We start from the raw sequence: 16,771 nt of genomic DNA, 5'->3' as shown, positions 1-16,771 counted from the left end.
ACACAGCCGCCCTACCTGAGACCTCCCGAGGAGACCCCTCATGCACCACCCCGAAGTGCTCGAGCCGGAAGTACTCGACCCCGCAGCCCTCGTCGCCAAGCTCCGTTCCACCTTCGCCACCGGCCGCACCCGGCCCCTGGCCTGGCGCGAGGAGCAGCTCACCCAGCTGCGCTCCCTGTTCACGGAGCACCGCGAGGACATCGTGGATGCCCTCTACGCCGATCTGCACAAGCCGCGGACCGAAGCGCACACCGCCGAAGTCGACCTCCCCGTACGGGAGATCGACCACACGCTGGCCCATCTGAAGGAGTGGCTGAGCCCGCAGCAGCTCGCGCCCGGCGCTCTCGCGGGGCTGCCCGAGGGATCGACCGCCGGTACGCAGTACGAACCGCTGGGCACCGTCCTGATCATCGCGCCGTGGAACTACCCCGTCCAGCTCCTGCTCATCCCCCTCGTGGGCGCGCTGGCGGCGGGCAACACCGCCGTCCTGAAGCCGAGCGAAGTCACCCCGGCCACTTCGGAGTTGATCGCCCGGCTCATCCCCGAGTACCTGGACACGGACGCGGTCGCCGTCGTCGAGGGCGGCGTGCCGGAGACCACCGCGCTGCTCGCCCAGCGCTACGACCACATCTTCTACACCGGCAACGGCGCCGTCGGCCGCATCGTGATGCGCGCCGCCGCAGAGCACCTCACCCCGGTCACCCTCGAACTCGGCGGCAAGTCACCGGTGTTCGTGGACCGGGACGTCGACCTGGCAGCCGTCGCCACCCGCCTGGCCGAGTCCAAGTTCCGTAACGCGGGCCAGACATGCGTCGCCCCCGACTACGTACTGACCGACCCGGACACCGCGCCCGCCCTTGCCCGGGAGCTGCGGACGGCCGTGGAGCGGGTGTTCGGCGCGGACCCCAAGTCCTCGGAAGCCTACGGACGCATCGTCAACGAGCGGCACTTCGACCGGGTCTCCGCCCTCCTCGGCTCCGGGAAGACGGCGTTCGGCGGGCAGAGCGACCGCGACGACGTCTACATCGCGCCGACCGTCCTGACCGACGTGCAGCCCGACGAGCCGGTCATGCGGGAGGAGATCTTCGGTCCCGTACTCCCGATCGTGAACGTCGGGGGGCTCGACGAGGCCATCGCGTTCATCAACGACCGCGACAAGCCGCTCGCCCTCTACGGCTTCACCGAGAGCGAGACGACACGGCAGCGCCTCGCCGCGGAGACGTCGTCGGGCGGCCTCGGCTTCGGCCTTCCGATGGCTCATCTGCGCGTCCCCGAGCTGCCGTTCGGCGGAGTCGGCGAGAGCGGCGTCGGGAATTACCACGGCCCGCATTCCATCGCCACGTTCAGCCACCGCAAGGCCCGGCTCGACGTACCCCTGGGGTGATTCCCGGCCAGTCCCTGTGGCGGCTGTGTGCAGTTTCCGCCCTGCCTGTGCTCCTCTCGGCCTCCGCGCCATAAGCTGCGCGGTCGATCAACGCAACGGCTCCCCCACGGCCGTTCGCGTCCCCCGAGAGGAGCACGCACGGCGGAACAAGAGCTGCTGCCCGACGCGTCCGACGGGCCCGGCCGCCGCAGGGTGCTCGCGTATCTGCTCGCGGCGCCGACGCTGGCCGTCGGTGTCCGGCTCGGGGTGGACTCGGCGGGCGGGGAGTCGGCCGAGGCCGTGGTGCCGTCGCCTCCGCAGCCCGAGAACCTGCTCGACCTGGGGGATCTGCAGAACCTGGCGGCGGCGCCGACGTCCGGCCTGATCGCAGTCCAGGTGCACAGCGATGGCACCGCGTCGTTCGCGGTGCCCCGGGCCGAGGTGGGCCAGGGCATGACCACGGCGAGTTCCGCCGTGAGTTCGGCAAGGAGAAGCGGCTGCGCGCCGCCCTGGACAGGGCGGCCGAGGCGCGCGAGTGGGGCAGGTCGCTGCCGTCCGGCAGATGCGGATCGGGGAGCTGTCGGAGCGCGCCGGGACACCCCGGCGACTGCTGCGCTACTACGAGGAGCAGGGCCTCATCATGGCCGAGCGCACGGCGAACGGCTACCGCGAGTACGACGAACGCTTCGTGGACCGGGTCGTGCAGATCAGAGGGTTGCTCGACACGGGCCTTCCCACCCGCATCATCAAGCAGATCCTGCCGTGCCTGGACAAGCCCCGAACCATCTACTTCCCGGACGCGACACCGGAGATGATCGCCACCTTGGAACACCAGCGGGACCGCATGACCGAACGCGTCAACTGCCTGGCCCGCAACAGGGACGCCATCGCGGAGTCTCGACGCGGTGCGCGACGGCAATCCTCAAGAACGGGTGCCCCTGCAGCCAGCGGCGTCATGACCGGAGTCCGGCGGTCCTCGCCGGTGAGCGGTGCTGCGAACACCGCACACCCGAGGGCCGCGCACACCATGCGCAACGGCCATGGACAGCCCCCGATCTGCTGTGATCTCATCCGGTCGGGCGGATCGATCGACCTTCGGCGTGGATCGACGGACCTTCCGCGCTGAGCAGCAGGCGATCCCTGTGTGCAGCATGTGACCGGCCACCGTCCTGGCCCGCGTGCCCGTGGGCCGGTCCTTGCACGCCTCCGCTCAGGCCCGAAAGACCCCCACACATGCAGAAGACCAAGTCCGCGCTCTGGGAGTTCCTCCAGGGCCTCGGCAAGACGTTCATGCTTCCGGTGGCCCTGCTCGCGTTCTGCGGCATCATGCTGGGCATCGGCTCTTCGCTCTCCAGCGAGGCCGTCACCGAGAATCTGACCTTCCTCCAGGGCGAGGGCTTCCACCTCGTCTTCACATGGATGGCGAGCACCGGCCTCGTCGCCTTCAAGTTCCTCCCCGTGATGTTCGCGATAGCCATCCCGCTCGGCCTCGCCCGCGAGGACAAGGGCGTCGCGGCGTTCTCCGGTTTCGTCGGCTACGCCGCGATGAACCTGGCGGTGAACTTCTACCTCACCGCCAAGGGCGTGGATCTCGAGGACGAGAAGGCCATCGCCCACTACGGCATCGCCGACGTGATCGGCATCCAGTCCATCGATACGGGACTGCTTGGCGCCGTCGCTGTTGGCATCGTTGTCAGCGTGCTCCACCAGCGCTTTCGTGCCCAGCGGATGCCCGATGCTCTCGCCTTCTTCGGCGGTCTGCGGTTCGTGCCGATCATCTCGACGCTCGTACTCAGCCTGCTGGGGCTGCTCATTCCGCTGGTGTGGCCGACGTTCAACGGCTGGATCACGGATCTCGGGCGCGCGATCGGTCACGCGGGCGTCTTCGGCCCGTTCTTCTTCGGCATGGGAGAGGTGCTCCTGCGCCCGATCGGCCTGCACCACATCCTCGTCGCGATGTTCCGCTTCACGGATGTCGGCGGCTCGGGCGCGGTCTGCGGCGACCATGTCTCCGGCGCGCTGAACCTCTTCTACGCCCAGCTCAACTGCGCCAACCCGCCCGGCGATTCGGTCACAAGCGCCACCCACTTCCTGTCCCAGGGCAAGATGGCGGTCTACCTCGGCGGGCTGCCGGGCGCGGCCCTCGCGATGTATCACTGCGCGAACAGGAAGATGCGCCCGGAGATCAAGGCGCTCCTCATCTCCGGCGTCGTCGCGTGTGTCGTCGGCGGCATCACCGAACCGCTGGAGTTCCTCTTCCTGTTCATCGCGCCGTGGCTGTACCTGATCCACGCCGTGCTCGTCGGCCTCGGGTTCCTGACCGCCGCCGTCCTCGGGGTGTTCATCGGCAACACCGACGGCAACGTCATCGACTGGCTCGTGTTCGGGGTCCTTCAGGGCACGACCACGAAGTGGTACCTGATCCCGGTGATCGCCGCGGTGTGGTTCGCCGGCTACTACTTCCTCTTCCGCTGGGCCATCACCCGCTTCGACCTCAAGACGCCGGGGCGCGACGAGCCCCCGGCGGAGGAGGCCGCCGAGGAAGGGGCGACTCCCGCGGAGGATGGGGCGGCGGCTCCGCGTGAGCTCATCGCGGGGAAGTACGACGCGGTGGCGATCCTGGAGGCGATCGGCGGCGCCGAGAACATCCAGACCCTCGACAACTGCATCACCCGCCTGCGCATGACGGTCGAGGACGCCGGACGCGTCGACGAGTCCCGTCTGAAGAAGCTCGGCGCGGTCGGCGTCATCACGCTCGACGCGCACAACGTGCAGGTCATCATCGGCCCGCAGGTGCAGTCGGTGAAGGACGCGATCGCCTCGATGGTCCGGGTGGGCTGACCGGTGCCCGAGCCCTCTGACCCCCAGCCCTCTGACCCCCAGCCCTCTGTCCCCCAGCCCTTTGACTTCGCGCCCTTTGACTTCGATGTGCCGGTCGACCGGCACGGCACGTGGTGCACGCAGTGGGACTACGTCGAGGACCGCTTCGGCGTCCCCGGCCTGCTGCCCTTCACCATCTCGGACATGGATTTCGAGACCGCGCCCGCCGTCCTCTCGGCCCTCCGCGGCCGGCTCGACCACGGTGTCCTTGGCTACTCCCGCTGGCGCCAGGCCGACTTCCTCTCCGCGATCGTCGACTGGTACGGAGAACGCCACGCGACCGAGGTGGCCCCGGATTCGATCGTCTACGGCCCTTCCGTGATCTACCAGGTCGGCCGGCTGCTGCGGCTGTGGTCGCGCCCCGGCGACGGCGTCGTGGTCCACACACCGGCGTACGACGCCTTTCCGAAGACCGTCGCCGCCCACGAGCGGCGGCTGCTGCGCTGCCCGCTGGGCGACTGGACCGAGCTGGAACGGCTGCTCTCCCTGCCGGACACGGCCGTTCTGCTGCTGTGCTCGCCCCACAACCCCACCGGCCACGTCTGGACACGGGCCGAGCTGGACCGCATGGCGGCACTGTGCGCGCGGTACGGCGTCGCGGTGATCAGCGACGAGATCCACTCGGACCTCGCCCACCCGCCGCACGTCCACCGCCCCTGGCCCCTGCACGGGGGCCGCGAAGGCCGCTGGGCGGTGGTGACATCGGCCTCGAAGTCCTTCAACATCCCGGCGCTCACGGGCAGTTACGGCATCATCGGCGCCCCTGCCGCACGCGACGCGTATCTCCGCGATCTCAAGGAGGCCGACGGCCTCTCGTCCCCGGCGGTGCTCTCACTGGTCGGACACATCGCCGCGTACCGGGAGGGAGCCCCCTGGCTCGAGGATCTGGGGGCCTATCTCCGCGGCAATCTCCAACTCGTCGCCGACCGGCTGAACTCGGCGTTCCCGTCCCTCAACTGGGCTCCGCCACAGGCTGGTTACCTCGCCTGGATCGACGTACGCCCCCTGGGCGTGGACGACGAGGCCCTGCAACGCGAGCTGATCGAGACCCAGAAGGTGGCGATCATGCCCGGCACGGCGTACGGTTCCCCCGGCCATCTGCGCCTGAACGTGGGCTGTCCACGTGCCAAGGCCGAGCGGGGCGTCACGGCACTGGTGGAGGCGATAGGGGCGATCCACCGGAGGGACGGGGCTGTCCGAGGTGGGGGGCCGGGACCGTCCGAGGCCTGAGGACCAGCCAGTATCCGCAGGTCAGACCAGTCTGCGTGCGGCTGTCCCACAGGTTCCATTGGTACAGTCACGAGGTTCATCCCTCGTAGCCGGGAGACCCCGCACCATGGCCGTCGACGAACTCGACACCCGCATTCTGCGGCTCCTCCTGGAGCAGCCCCGCACCAGCGTCCGTGAGTACGCGCGTGTGCTCGGTGTCGCCCGCGGCACCCTGCAGGCCCGGCTCGACCGGCTGGAGCGGGACGGGGTGATCACTGGGACGGGGCCTTCCCTCTCGCCCGCCGCGCTCGGGCATCCCGTGCTCGCCTTTGTGCACATCGAGGTCACGCAGGGGCACCTGGACGAGGTGGGCGACGCGCTCGCCGCCGTGCCGGAGATCATCGAGGCCTTCTCGATCACCGGCGGCGGTGATCTCCTGACCCGCGTGGTCGCCCGGGACAACGGCCACCTGGAGGACGTGGTCCAGCAGCTGATCCAGATGCCGGGCGTGGTCCGCACCCGTACGGAGATGGCCCTGCGCGAGCGCGTCCCGCACCGCCTGCTGCCGCTGGTCGAGTCGATCGGCAGGGCATCCGCCGATCGGAAGTGATCAGCCGCCGCCCACCCGTGCGGCGGTGAGCTGCGGCTTTGGCATGCTGGAGTCCATGAGCACCTTCGGCGACACCTCGGTCATCTTCGATCTCGACGGCACTCTCGTGGACAGCGAGCCGAACTATTTCGCGGCACAACGCGGTCTCCTCGCCGAGCACGGCATCGATTACACGTGGGCCGACAACGAGCGGTTCGTGGGCATCAGCACCCAGGAGAGCCTCGCCGTCTGGAACGACCTGTACGGCATCGAGGTGCCGGTCGCCGAACTGCTCCCGGAGCTCGACCGCCGCTATCTGGAGCTGGCCCGCGCCGACACGCACGTCTTCCCCGAGATGCGGAAGTTCGTGGAGCGACTGCGCGGTGCCGGGGTGCCGATGGCCGTGGCCTCCGGGTCGTCCCGCGCGGCGATCGAGGCGATCCTTAGCGGCACCGGACTCGACGCGCACCTGACCACGGTCGTCTCGGCCGACGAGGTCGCGCACGGCAAGCCCGCGCCCGACGTCTTCCTGGCCGCCGCCGCGCTCCTCGGTGCGGACCCGGCCGACTGCGTGGTCCTGGAGGATGCCGCTCCGGGCGCGACGGCGGCGCACGCGGCGGGCATGCGGTGCATCGCGATCCCCTACGTCACCGCCCACGCGGACGAACCGGCGTTCGCTTCGGCGGGGCTGCTGCTCCGGGGCGGGCAGGCCGAGTTCACGGCGCAGGCGGCATGGGACCACCTGACCGCGCTGACGCGGCCGCGGACACAGCGGTAGCCGTCGTCGCGGCCCACTCCGCGAGCTCCGTCTTCTTGATCTTTCCGGTCGCGGTGAGGGGCAGCTCGTCGAGGATCTCGACGGCCGGCACTTTGTATGTCGCCATGGCACCGGCTGCCCAGGCGCCCATCTCCTGCGCGGTGAGCGCACTGCCGGAGGCGGTGCGCACGTAGGCGTAGGGCCGCTGGCCGGCGTCCGCGTCCGGGACGGCGACCACGGCCGCCGCGAGGACGTCGGGGTGCCGGGTGAGCAGGTTCTCCACCTCGGCGGGGAAGACGCCCATGCCCTTGACCTTGATCATGCCCTTGTCGCGGCCCAGGTAGTGGAGGAGCCGTCCTCGTCGAGGCGCCCGATGTCGCCGGCGGGCGCGCAGCTCGCGCAGCGTGGCCGAGCGCCGAGTTCGGCGGCATGGGGCTCGAGGGCGCCGTCCGCCTGGGCTACCGCAAGGAGCTGGCCGCGATCGCCGATCCCGGGGAGCGGCAGCGGGTGTTCGACGCCCATGTCGCCGAGTTGTACGAGCACGGCAAGGCGGTGAACACCGCGGCCGCGCTGGAGATCGACGCGGTCATCGACCCGGCGGAGTCGAGGAGTTGGATCCTGTCGGCGCTGGAGGGGGCGGGCGGGCGACGGCCATGACCGGTTTCTGTGTGATCTCGTCAACAGCCTTGCCACCTGGGTCAACGGGTGAACAATGGTGCAATGTTGGAGTTGTTGCGAGAAGTCGGCGTGGAACTGCCGGGCGGCGCTGGGCTGTTGAAGTTCGGGATGACACCCGGCGAGGTCCTTGAACTGCTGCCGCCCGACAGGGTCACACACCGCAGGCAGTGCATGGGACTGACCCTGGGCCAGTACGCGGAGCTCCGGCACGCGCACGACGCCTGGCTCGGCGGCCTCCTCTTCGAACCCGAGTGGAACTTCGACGCCGAGCTCGACGGCGTCGTCCTGGGTTTCGGTGGTGGCGGGCCCGGGGTCACGGACCGGCTCGCCCGCGTGGAGATCCAGGCACGGGCCGGGGCGGACCGGGCGGGCCGTGCGGACCGACCGGAGGTGACCCCGGTGGCCTGGGACGACATCGACCTGTTCGGCTATCCCGCCGCGGAGATCCTGGCCGTGCTGCCAGGGGCCGCCACTCCGTCCGGAGGACAGCTTCCCGCGGAGGTGGCCGTGGAAGAACTGGGCCTGCGCCTCTCGCGGGCCAGACCGACCGCGGAGCACTGGGAGCGGGCGACCCTCCTCGGGCCCGGCTCCGGCAGTTGGGGCGCCTGTTGCGCGGGCGGGCTCATCTGCGCGGAACAGGGGGACGGCCTCGTGGGGATCATGTACTGATCGCCACGGGTCGCCCTGATCACCTACCCCGGGCCGGGGGGAGCCGGTTGCACAGGACGCACGGCCAGCGGTCAGGACTGGGGGCGGCTGCCGTGGTTGGCCGGGTGCTTGCGGCGTGCCTTCTTCTTGCGGCGTCGCTTCGATGACATGCGATTCCCCTCTCGCCAGGTTCGCCAGGTTGGCCACGAGTGGCATTTCGGACGTTTCCTACCGTTCCATACGGCGACCCGACCGGCGACACAGAGAGGAGGTGCAAACAGATTGTTCACAACGAAACCTTGACAGCATCGCGTGCTCCCATCGACGCTGACCCCCATGACCTCCCCGACTCCCGGACAGCGGCACACCGAGAACGCGCCCACCGAAACCGACCCCTTCAGCCCCACGCACCCCGACCGGGTACGCGCGGGCCGCGCCCCCGCCGCCCTGTTCCGCATCGTCGAGCGACACGCGGCCACGGACGAGCAGCGACGCCGACAGGCCCACGCCACGATCATCGGCCCGTACGAGGCGGCGCGGCTCGTGACGTTCCTGCTGACCGGCATCGCGCATCCCGCGGAGGGCGAACCGGAGGTGGACCACGCGGACATCACCGCGGCGCTGACGCTCATGCCGATGGCGCGCGGCGAGATGGACGAGGTGGAGGCAGGGCTTCTGCAGATGGCGCGCGGTCGCGGCATGACCTGGCCGGAGATCGCCTTCGGCCTGGGCCTGGGCACTCCGCAGGCCGCCAGGCAGCGCTACGAACGGCTGGTCGGCCGCACAACGATCGACCCGGAAGCCGCTCCTACGGGCCGGTGACGGCTTGGCGGCAGCGCTGCTCACGCCCCCTCGCCCGCGTGCCGGAGCCACACATAGCCGACCGGCTGCGGGGCGTTCCACTCCGTGGCCAGGGCGGGGTCGACGGGGAGGTATCCGGTGCCGCGGTAGCAGCGCAGGGCCGTGGCGTTCCCCGGGTGGACGCGCATGAAGATCTCCGGGTATCCGGCCCGCAGAGCGAGCCCGGTCAGCCCCCGCACCAGTACACGCCCGGCACCTCGCCCCCGGGCGCCCGGCGCCACGATGATCCGGGCGAGTTCCGCCTCCCCCTCCTCCTCGTCGCACCACACCTCCCCATAGCCGAGGAGCGCCTCCCCCTCGACGAGCGCGTACCCGCGCACATCTCCCTCCAGCTGCCAGCCGGCGACCACTCGCGCGTCCACGGGGAAGTCGCGCAGCCCGCACCACAGAGCAACGTCGGCGACGGAGGCGGGCCAGCGCGCCACCGTGACCGCATCCGCCACGGCGAAGGGACGAAGCTCCATGTACGATCGCTCCCGCCATGCAGATGAATGCCAACTACACCAGTCTCGTCGCGGTCGGCGACTCCTTCACCGAGGGCATGTCGGACCTGCTGCCCGACGGCAGCTACCGCGGCTGGGCCGATCTGCTCGCCGCCCGGATGGCCGCCGCCTCCCCCGGTTTCCGGTACGCGAACCTCGCGGTGCGCGGGAAACTCATCGGGCAGATCGTGGCCGAGCAGGTGGATGTCGCGGCTGCCATGCAGCCCGATGTGATCACGCTGGTGGGCGGCCTCAACGACACGCTGCGCCCCAAGTGCGACATGGTCCGCGTACGCGGCCTCCTGGAGGAGGCGGTCGAACGTCTCGCCCCCGCGTGCAAGCAGCTTGTCCTGATGCGCAGCCCGGGCAGGAACGGCCCCGTCATGCAGCGTTTCCGCCCCCGTATGGAAGAACTCTTCGTCCACATCGACGCGTTGGCGGCACGGCACGGTGCCACGGTCGTGGACCTGTACGGATCGGGCGCGCTCGGCGACCAGCGCCTCTGGGACGTGGACCGGCTGCACCTGACGGCCGAGGGCCACCGCAGGGTCGCCGAAGCGGTGTGGCAGTCCCTCGGCTACGACCCCGAGGACGACTGGCGGACCCCGCTCCCCGCCGCGGCCGCACCGAACTGGTCGGCACGCCGCGTAGCCGACATCCGCTTCGCCAGGCAACACCTGGCCCCGTGGATCGCCCGCCGCCTCACAGGCCGCTCCTCCGGCGACGGCCTCCCGGCCAAGCGCCCGGATCTGCTGCCTTACGAGGATCCGCGGGCGTAAGCGCGTCCGACCCTGGGCGAGGCTTCCATGGCGCGGGCGAAGGACCGTAGCTGATCGTCCGGGGCCGGTGACGAGCCCGTGCTCCAGCGGGTGACGAGCAGCAGCGGCTCGGCGACCAGGTCCGTCGTCTACGCCCCCCACGGCCGCGCCGATTACGGCCGCCAGGCCTTGGTCCATGTCCGTACCTCGCCCCCCCCGAATACCGCGTACCCCTCCCTACTCCTCCACCTCATCCTCGAAATGCAGCGCGATGGACTGCAGCACGTCCGCCGACGTCACGTCCGTGCGGCCCTCGTCGTGGGCCTCCGCCAGTTGTGCGAAGGAGAAGGCGAAGGCCGACGTGATCTGCTCGATGACCGGGCTCAGTTCCCGGCCCACTACCTCGGCCACCTCTATGGCGGTGGCGTCGGCGGGGATTTCGATGCGCGGCAGCATCTCCTCGAGCATCGCGCCGACCGCGCCGCTGGGTTCGACCTCGCCGTCCGGGTTCTCACGTACCTGTCGGCGCATCTCGATCGCCTCGGTCAGGATGCCCACAACTCTTTGGATGATCTCGCGCTGCTCCATGCCATGAAGCCTAGACGTAGGCGGATCAACGGGAGTTGCGGCACAGCCGGGGCGCAGGCAGGTGCGGGGCCCGGTTTCCGCGAACCGGCCGGTGGACGGCCGTTGTCAGTGGTCGATGGCACGATGCCTTGACCGGGACAAGAGCGGGAGCGGGTATGGGTACTTGGGATGTCGGGCCGTACGACAACGACACCCCGGCGGATTTCTGCGGGGACCTCGACGCCGATGTCGCCGAGACGGCCGTGGCCGCCGCCTCTCTGGCCGCCGCGCAGTGTCCGGGCGGGGCCCCGCAGCCATGGCGCCGGAACGTGGACGCGTTGCGGCGTGTGCTGCAGGGCCCCGCGCAGGGAACCCTGCGAGTGATCGCCGTCGCGGCAGGCCGCACCGCGCATCCTGGACGATGCTCCAATGACCTGCGCTTTCCGGACTGTACGGACGGTCAAAGAGCAGCTCGGGCGGCAGGTAAACTCCGTACACGTGACTGTCGCGCCTGCAAAGCCCCGTATCCCGAACGTCCTCGCCGGGCGTTATGCCTCCGCCGAGCTCGCCACCCTCTGGTCGCCCGAGCAGAAGGTCAAGCTGGAGCGTCAGCTCTGGCTCGCCGTCCTGCGGGCGCAGAAGGACCTGGGGATCGAGGTGCCGGACGCCGCCCTCGCCGACTACGAGCGGGTCATCGACGATGTCGACCTCGCCTCGATCGCCGAGCGCGAGAAGGTCACGCGTCATGACGTGAAGGCCCGCATCGAGGAGTTCAACGCCCTCGCCGGGCACGAGCAGGTCCACAAGGGGATGACCTCCCGCGACCTGACCGAGAACGTGGAGCAGCTGCAGGTCCGCCTCTCCCTGGAGCTGGTGCGCGACCGCACCGTCGCGGTGCTCGCGCGGCTCGGAAAGCTGTCGGGCGAGTACGCCGAGCTGGTCATGGCCGGCCGCTCGCACAACGTGGCCGCGCAGGCGACGACCCTGGGCAAGCGCTTCGCGACGACCGCCGACGAGCTGCTCGTCGCGTACCGCCGTGTGGACGACCTGCTGCGCCGCTACCCCCTGCGCGGCATCAAGGGACCCGTCGGCACGGCTCAGGACATGCTCGACCTGCTCGGCGGCGACGCCGAGAAGCTCACCGAGCTCGAGCAGCGGATCGCCGGGCACCTCGGCTTCGACCGCGCCTTCACCTCGGTCGGCCAGGTCTACCCCCGCTCCCTCGACTACGAGGTCGTCACCGCCCTGGTGCAGCTCGCCTCCGGCCCCTCCTCGCTGGCCAAGACCATCCGTCTGATGGCCGGGCACGAGCTCGTCACCGAGGGCTTCAAGCCGGGCCAGGTCGGCTCGTCCGCGATGCCGCACAAGATGAACACCCGCTCCTGCGAGCGCGTGAACGGCCTCACCGTCATCCTGCGCGGCTACGCGTCGATGACCGGCGAGCTGGCGGGCGACCAGTGGAACGAGGGCGACGTCTCCTGCTCGGTCGTACGCCGTGTCGCCCTGCCGGACGCGTTCTTCGCACTGGACGGGCTGCTCGAGACCTTCCTCACTGTGCTCGACGAGTTCGGTGCCTTCCCCGCCGTCGTCGCGCGTGAGCTGGACCGCTACCTCCCCTTCCTCGCCACGACCAAGGTCCTGATGGCGTCGGTGCGGGCGGGCGTCGGCCGCGAGGAGGCCCACGAGGCCATCAAGGAGAACGCGGTGGCCGCCGCGCTGGCCATGCGTGAGCAGGGTGCCGAGCGGAACGAGCTGCTTGACAAGCTCGCCGCGGATTCGCGTATCCCGCTGGATCGGGCGCAGCTGGATGAGCTCATGGCGGACAAGCTGTCGTTCACCGGTGCCGCCAGTGACCAGGTCTCTGTCCTCGTGGCGCAGATCGACGCGGTGGTCAAGGAGCACCCTGAGGCCGCGGCCTACGCGCCGGGGGCGATTCTTTAGGGCTTGCGGCGGGCGCTTCCCTTTCTACGGGTGTGTCGCGGTTTGTCACGCAGTTCCCCGCGCCCCTTCGGGGCGCTCACCCGCAGCGCCACAAACGTCAGCGTCGCCAGTGCCACCACCGCGAGAACGCCCTTGGAGTACACGCCCACCAGGTCCGTTACCTGGTGCCAGCGCGCGCCGAGCGCATGGCCGATCAGGATGAACGCGGCGTTCCAGATGAGGCTGCCCGCGGTCGTCAGGGCGAGGAAGACGGGCAGCCGCATCCGCTCGACGCCCGCGGGGACCGAGATCATGCTGCGGAAGATCGGGATCATCCGGCCGAAGAAGACCGCCTTGGTGCCGTGCCGGGCGAACCACTTCTCCGTGCGCTGGATGTCGGACGCCTTCACGAGCGGGAGGCGGGCCGCGATGGCCACGGTTCGCTCCCTGCCGAGCAGCGCGCCGATCGCGTAGAGCGCGAGCGCGCCGATCACGGAGCCCGCCGTGGTCCAGATCAGGGCCTCGACGACTCCGAACCTGCCCTGGCTCGCGGCGAAGCCGGCAAGCGGCAGGATCACTTCGCTGGGCAGCGGTGGGAAGAGGTTCTCCAGGGCGATGGCCAATCCGGCGCCGGGGGCGCCGAGCGAGTCCATCATGTCGGTGGCCCAGCCCGCGATGCCGCCGGTGGGCGCTTCGTGCCCGGCGGCGGACGCATGGTGCGCGGCAGTGAGGATCATGCCTTCGACGCTAGGTAAGTGGGGCGCCCGGAGGTATGAGGGGGGCCACAAACGTCGTGTGCGGTGGACCGCAGGGCGGCATTGTGGTTTTCCGCAGTCCCGGCGCGGCAGCCGCTCGGCTAGCGTGACCGATCATGCGTACGCACATCAAGCGCTGGCTCAGGGTGACGGTCGGCGTCCTCGCCGGTGCCCTCACCGGGCTCGTCGAGCTGGCCTTCGCCCTGCTGGCCGGGCTGTGGCTGCTTGCCACGCTCGGGCGGCGCACCGGGCGCGGTGCCGAAACCCGGATCGTGGGCGGCGCCCGCAGGCTCGCCGAGATGGAGCGCCGCCGCATGGCCGCCTTCTTCGGCACCGAACTCGCCACGCCTCCGACCGGTCTGCCCGCCGTGAACTACATCGCCTCGCGCTGGGCCGTCGGACTGCTCGGCGGTGTCGTGCTCGCCTGCGCGCTGCTCGGTGCGGGGTATGCCTCGCTTGCGGTGTGGGGCTGGTTCGTCGCCGACATCAGCTCCCCCGGAACCCTGGTGCTCTCCTCGATCGGCGGTCTGTTCCTGCTCTACCTCTGCGTGCAGGGGACGTACGGCGTCGCGCTCGCGGACGAGCGGCACGCGCGGCGCTTCCTCGGCCCGAACGACGGGCAGCTCATGGAGCGCAGGATCGGTGAACTCGTCGCCAGCCGCGCCGGGGTGGTGGAGGCCGTGCACGACGAACGGCGCCGCATCGAACGCGATCTGCACGACGGTGTCCAGCAGCGCATCGTCGCCCTCGGCATGCTGCTCGGCAGGGCCCGCCGCGCCTCCGATCCCGAGAAGTCCGCGCGGCTCCTCGCCCAGGCGCACGAGGAGACCCAGCAGGCCCTCGTCGAACTGCGCGACGTCGCCTGGCGGGTCTACCCCGCCGCCCTCGACGAGGGCGGCCTCGCCGCCGCCCTGGAGACGGTCGCCGAGCGGGCGGCCATTCCCGTACGTCTCGACTGCGCCCTGCACCAGACTCCGCCCCCGACCGCGCAGGCCGTGGCCTACTTCGTCGCCGCCGAAGCCGTCACGAACGCCGTCAAGCACTCGGACGCCGCCCTCGTCACCGTCCATGCCGAGCAGCGAAGTGCCGTGCTGCACCTGCGCGTCGAGGACGACGGGCGGGGCGGCGCCGATCCGTCCGGCAGCGGTCTGCTCGGGCTCGCCCGGCGTGTGGCGGCCCTGGACGGCACCCTCACCGTGGACAGCCCCGCCGGAGGGCCCACCCTCATCACCGCGGAGCTGCCATGCGCGTAATGCTCGCCGACGACTCGACGCTGCTGCGGGAGGGCCTGGCCCGGCTCCTCGCGGACGAGGGGCACACCGTCACGGCCTCGGTCGGTGACGCGCAGGCGCTGCTCACCGCCGTGGCCGAGGATCCGCCGGACGCCGCCGTGATCGACGTACGCATGCCGCCCACGCACACCGACGAAGGGCTGCGGGCCGCGCTGGAGATCCGCAAGGAGTGGCCCGGGACGAGCGTCCTCGTGCTGTCGCAGTACGTCGAACGCCGTTACGCCACCGAGCTGTTGAGCACCGCCACTGAAGGCGTCGGCTATCTGCTCAAGGACCGGGTCGTCCAAGTCGACGAGTTCCTGGACGCCTTGGAGCGTGTCGCCTCGGGCCAGACCGCCTTCGACCCCGAGGTCGTACGGCAGTTGCTGACCCTCAGCAGCCACACCGACCCGCTCCGGCGCCTGACCCCGCGGGAGCGCGAGGTGCTCGGCAAGATGGCGCAGGGGCATACGAACGCGGCGATCGCCGGGCAGCTGTACGTCTCGCAGAGTGCCGTCGAGAAGTACATCAACGCGATCTTCGACAAGCTGGAACTGACCGGGACGACCGGTTACAGCCGCCGCGTGCTCGCCGTCCTGCGCTATCTCGGGTCCTGACATCCTGTCAGTCCGTGACGCTCACAGGCCGACGTCCCTGCCGCGGAAGTCCTCGAGGGACTCGCGCCGCACCAGGAGCCGCGCGCTCCCGTCGGCGACGGCCACCACGGGCGGGCGCCCGACGAGGTTGTAGCCGGACGCCATCGACAGGTGGTACGCCCCGGCCACCGGCACGCCCAGGATGTCTCCCGGCCGTACGTCACCCGGCAGTTCGATGTCGGAGGCGAGCACGTCGCCCGCCTCGCAGTGCCGCCCGACGACCGTCACCGGGGCGGGCTGAACCGTGGAGCGCCGCCCGATCAGGCGCGGCGCGTACCGCACGCCGTACAGGGCGGGCCGCGGGTTGTCGCTCATCCCGCCGTCCACGGCGACGAAGGTGTGTCCGCCGGTCCGCTTGACGGCGAGCACGCGGTAGAGGGCGACCCCCGCGGGGCCCGCGATCGCGCGCCCCGGTTCGATGAGCAGCTTGGGGACGGTGAGCCCGGCCGCCGCACAGCTCTCGATCAGTTCCGCGCGCACTCTGCGGGCGAGGGTGGTGATGTCGAGCGCCGGCTCGCCGGGACGGTAGGCGATGCCGTGGCCACCGCCGAGGTCCAGTTCGGGGAGGGTGACGCCGTGCTGGTCCCTGACGCGGGCCATCAGGCCGACCAGGCGGCGTACGGCCGCGAGGAACGGCTTGTCGGTGGTGATCTGCGAGCCCAAGTGGCAGTGCAGTCCGGTCAGTTCGAGTCCGGGCTGGCCGAGGATGCGGGCGATCGCGTGCTGCGCGGAACCGTCGGTGATCGACAGACCGAACTTCTGGTCGTCCGTCCCGGTGCGGATCTTGGCGTGACCCCCTGCCGCGATGCCCGGCACCACCCGGACCATCACCTTCTGCCGACTGCCCGGCGGCACGGCGGCGGCGAGCCGGGCGATCTCGGAGGCACTGTCGATGACGATGCGCCCCACGCCGAGCCGCAGCGCGGCCTCCAGGTCGTGCGGGCTCTTGGCGTTGCCGTGCAGCACGATGCGCTCGGCGGGGAAACCCGTGGTGACGGCGAGCTCCAGCTCACCGGCGGAACAGACATCGAGCCCGAGCCCTTCCTCCGCCACCCAGTGGGCCATCGCGCGGCACAGGAACGCCTTCGCGGCGTAGTGCACTTCGGCATCGGGGAAGGCGTGCAGGTAGGTGCGGCAGCGTGTGCGTACGTCGGCTTCGTCGATGAGGTACGCCGGGGTGCCGAAGCGCTCGGCGATCTCGGTGAGCGGTACGCCACCGACGGCGAGGTCGCCGTGGGGCAGCCGCGCGGTGGACGCGGGCCAGACGGACAGGTCGTCGCCGGCGGTGGCGTCCGGGGGTGCGAGTTCGTGCAGGGTGGTCATGGCAGGTTCTCTCCTCGCCTCGTCCTCGTCCTCGTTCTTGTCCTGTTGCGCTTC

The 16,771-nt window shown here is 70.6% G+C and carries 16 protein-coding genes and 3 pseudogenes; 14 read left to right on the top strand and 5 right to left on the bottom strand.

The window, feature by feature from the left end; translation table 11 throughout:
* Positions 1-40 precede the first annotated feature (40 nt).
* The 6 genes and pseudogenes from ACZ5WE_RS29475 to ACZ5WE_RS29450 all read left to right on the top strand — a co-directional run bounded on the left by ACZ5WE_RS29475 (position 41) and on the right by ACZ5WE_RS29450 (position 6,819).
* Positions 41-1,384 (top strand): aldehyde dehydrogenase family protein, encoded by a 1,344-nt coding sequence (locus tag ACZ5WE_RS29475; protein WP_467693444.1) that lies wholly within the window; start codon positions 41-43, stop codon positions 1,382-1,384.
* 541 nt (positions 1,385-1,925) lie between these two features.
* A pseudogene (locus ACZ5WE_RS29470) lies at positions 1,926-2,258 on the top strand (MerR family transcriptional regulator); the annotation flags it as partial.
* A gap of 338 nt (positions 2,259-2,596) precedes the next feature.
* Positions 2,597-4,204 (top strand): maltose/glucose-specific PTS transporter subunit IIBC, encoded by a 1,608-nt coding sequence (gene malX, locus ACZ5WE_RS29465; protein WP_467693442.1) that lies wholly within the window; start codon positions 2,597-2,599, stop codon positions 4,202-4,204.
* Between the two features lie 87 nt (positions 4,205-4,291).
* Entirely contained in the window at positions 4,292-5,473 is a 1,182-nt protein-coding gene (locus ACZ5WE_RS29460; RefSeq protein ID WP_467693621.1) for a MalY/PatB family protein, read from the top strand.
* 106 nt (positions 5,474-5,579) lie between these two features.
* The gene (locus ACZ5WE_RS29455) at positions 5,580-6,062 is read left to right on the top strand and encodes an Lrp/AsnC family transcriptional regulator (protein WP_467693440.1); all 483 of its coding nucleotides are present in this window, start codon (positions 5,580-5,582) and stop codon (positions 6,060-6,062) included.
* Positions 6,063-6,117: 55 nt separating this feature from the next.
* Positions 6,118-6,819, top strand: a complete 702-nt coding sequence (locus ACZ5WE_RS29450; protein ID WP_467693438.1) for an HAD family hydrolase — start codon at positions 6,118-6,120, stop codon at positions 6,817-6,819.
* Here the strand turns inward: ACZ5WE_RS29450 and ACZ5WE_RS29445 are convergent.
* Complete coding sequence (locus ACZ5WE_RS29445; RefSeq protein WP_467693436.1) at positions 6,758-7,120, bottom strand: AMP-binding enzyme; 363 nt, start codon at positions 7,118-7,120, stop codon at positions 6,758-6,760. The genes ACZ5WE_RS29450 and ACZ5WE_RS29445 overlap by 62 nt on opposite strands.
* A 29-nt stretch (positions 7,121-7,149) precedes the next feature.
* Between ACZ5WE_RS29445 and ACZ5WE_RS29440 the strand changes: the two are divergent.
* From ACZ5WE_RS29440 to ACZ5WE_RS29430, 3 genes and pseudogenes are all read left to right on the top strand, one after another.
* A pseudogene (locus ACZ5WE_RS29440) lies at positions 7,150-7,455 on the top strand (carboxyl transferase domain-containing protein); the annotation flags it as partial.
* Between the two features lie 63 nt (positions 7,456-7,518).
* Positions 7,519-8,145 (top strand): hypothetical protein, encoded by a 627-nt coding sequence (locus tag ACZ5WE_RS29435; protein WP_467693435.1) that lies wholly within the window; start codon positions 7,519-7,521, stop codon positions 8,143-8,145.
* Between the two features lie 315 nt (positions 8,146-8,460).
* Positions 8,461-8,946 carry a DNA-binding protein gene (locus tag ACZ5WE_RS29430; RefSeq protein ID WP_467693434.1) on the top strand — a complete coding sequence of 162 codons (486 nt, stop codon included), beginning with the start codon at positions 8,461-8,463 and terminating at the stop codon, positions 8,944-8,946.
* Positions 8,947-8,966: 20 nt separating this feature from the next.
* Here the strand turns inward: ACZ5WE_RS29430 and ACZ5WE_RS29425 are convergent, their stop codons facing one another.
* Positions 8,967-9,449 (bottom strand): GNAT family N-acetyltransferase, encoded by a 483-nt coding sequence (locus ACZ5WE_RS29425; protein ID WP_467693432.1) that lies wholly within the window; start codon positions 9,447-9,449, stop codon positions 8,967-8,969.
* A gap of 17 nt (positions 9,450-9,466) precedes the next feature.
* Here ACZ5WE_RS29425 and ACZ5WE_RS29420 point away from each other — a divergent pair, with 17 nt between their 5' ends.
* On the top strand, positions 9,467-10,246 hold the full coding sequence (locus ACZ5WE_RS29420; protein WP_467693430.1) for an SGNH/GDSL hydrolase family protein: 780 nt from the start codon (positions 9,467-9,469) through the stop codon (positions 10,244-10,246).
* Positions 10,247-10,462: 216 nt separating this feature from the next.
* Here the strand turns inward: ACZ5WE_RS29420 and ACZ5WE_RS29415 are convergent, their stop codons facing one another.
* Entirely contained in the window at positions 10,463-10,813 is a 351-nt protein-coding gene (locus ACZ5WE_RS29415) for a hypothetical protein (RefSeq protein ID WP_363206557.1), read from the bottom strand.
* Positions 10,814-10,968: 155 nt separating this feature from the next.
* On the opposite strand from ACZ5WE_RS29415, the pseudogene ACZ5WE_RS29410 reads away from it, so the two are divergent.
* A pseudogene (locus ACZ5WE_RS29410) lies at positions 10,969-11,103 on the top strand (DUF4259 domain-containing protein); the annotation flags it as partial.
* Between the two features lie 187 nt (positions 11,104-11,290).
* Positions 11,291-12,733, top strand: coding sequence for an adenylosuccinate lyase (gene purB, locus ACZ5WE_RS29405; protein WP_467693428.1), 1,443 nt, complete (start codon positions 11,291-11,293; stop codon positions 12,731-12,733).
* On the opposite strand, the gene ACZ5WE_RS29400 is transcribed toward purB, so the two are convergent.
* On the bottom strand, positions 12,730-13,449 hold the full coding sequence (locus tag ACZ5WE_RS29400; RefSeq protein ID WP_467693426.1) for a DedA family protein: 720 nt from the start codon (positions 13,447-13,449) through the stop codon (positions 12,730-12,732). The two genes, purB and ACZ5WE_RS29400, sit on opposite strands and share 4 nt — an antisense overlap.
* 134 nt (positions 13,450-13,583) lie before the next feature.
* On the opposite strand from ACZ5WE_RS29400, the gene ACZ5WE_RS29395 reads away from it, so the two are divergent.
* Together ACZ5WE_RS29395 and ACZ5WE_RS29390 are read left to right on the top strand one after the other, a co-directional pair.
* The gene (locus ACZ5WE_RS29395) at positions 13,584-14,720 is read left to right on the top strand and encodes a sensor histidine kinase (protein ID WP_467693425.1); all 1,137 of its coding nucleotides are present in this window, start codon (positions 13,584-13,586) and stop codon (positions 14,718-14,720) included.
* A complete protein-coding gene (locus tag ACZ5WE_RS29390) occupies positions 14,720-15,355 on the top strand; it encodes a response regulator (RefSeq protein WP_467693619.1) in 636 nt (211 codons plus the stop codon). Before ACZ5WE_RS29395 ends, ACZ5WE_RS29390 begins: the two co-directional genes overlap by 1 nt.
* Before the next feature lie 21 nt (positions 15,356-15,376).
* Here ACZ5WE_RS29390 and lysA read toward each other — a convergent pair whose 3' ends face one another.
* Complete coding sequence (lysA, locus tag ACZ5WE_RS29385) at positions 15,377-16,717, bottom strand: diaminopimelate decarboxylase (RefSeq protein ID WP_467693423.1); 1,341 nt, start codon at positions 16,715-16,717, stop codon at positions 15,377-15,379.
* Between the last annotated feature and the right edge of the window lie 54 nt (positions 16,718-16,771).

The organism is Streptomyces sp. NPDC033180 (assembly GCF_055577645.1).
This window is presented reverse-complemented; position numbering and strand designations above follow the sequence as displayed.

Bases quoted from the DNA above. Each gene is read 5' to 3' on its own strand.
- ACZ5WE_RS29475 (WP_467693444.1), top strand. From the start codon at position 41: ATGCACCACCCCGAAGTGCTCGAGCCGGAAGTACTCGACCCCGCAGCC.
- malX (WP_467693442.1), top strand. From the start codon at position 2,597: ATGCAGAAGACCAAGTCCGCGCTCTGGGAGTTCCTCCAGGGCCTCGGC.
- ACZ5WE_RS29455 (WP_467693440.1), top strand. From the start codon at position 5,580: ATGGCCGTCGACGAACTCGACACCCGCATTCTGCGGCTCCTCCTGGAG.
- ACZ5WE_RS29450 (WP_467693438.1), top strand. From the start codon at position 6,118: ATGAGCACCTTCGGCGACACCTCGGTCATCTTCGATCTCGACGGCACT.
- ACZ5WE_RS29445 (WP_467693436.1), bottom strand. From the start codon at position 7,120: ATGATCAAGGTCAAGGGCATGGGCGTCTTCCCCGCCGAGGTGGAGAAC.
- ACZ5WE_RS29435 (WP_467693435.1), top strand. From the start codon at position 7,519: ATGTTGGAGTTGTTGCGAGAAGTCGGCGTGGAACTGCCGGGCGGCGCT.
- ACZ5WE_RS29430 (WP_467693434.1), top strand. From the start codon at position 8,461: ATGACCTCCCCGACTCCCGGACAGCGGCACACCGAGAACGCGCCCACC.
- ACZ5WE_RS29425 (WP_467693432.1), bottom strand. From the start codon at position 9,449: ATGGAGCTTCGTCCCTTCGCCGTGGCGGATGCGGTCACGGTGGCGCGC.
- ACZ5WE_RS29420 (WP_467693430.1), top strand. From the start codon at position 9,467: ATGCAGATGAATGCCAACTACACCAGTCTCGTCGCGGTCGGCGACTCC.
- ACZ5WE_RS29415 (WP_363206557.1), bottom strand. From the start codon at position 10,813: ATGGAGCAGCGCGAGATCATCCAAAGAGTTGTGGGCATCCTGACCGAG.
- ACZ5WE_RS29400 (WP_467693426.1), bottom strand. From the start codon at position 13,449: ATGATCCTCACTGCCGCGCACCATGCGTCCGCCGCCGGGCACGAAGCG.
- ACZ5WE_RS29395 (WP_467693425.1), top strand. From the start codon at position 13,584: ATGCGTACGCACATCAAGCGCTGGCTCAGGGTGACGGTCGGCGTCCTC.
- ACZ5WE_RS29390 (WP_467693619.1), top strand. From the start codon at position 14,720: ATGCTCGCCGACGACTCGACGCTGCTGCGGGAGGGCCTGGCCCGGCTC.
- lysA (WP_467693423.1), bottom strand. From the start codon at position 16,717: ATGACCACCCTGCACGAACTCGCACCCCCGGACGCCACCGCCGGCGAC.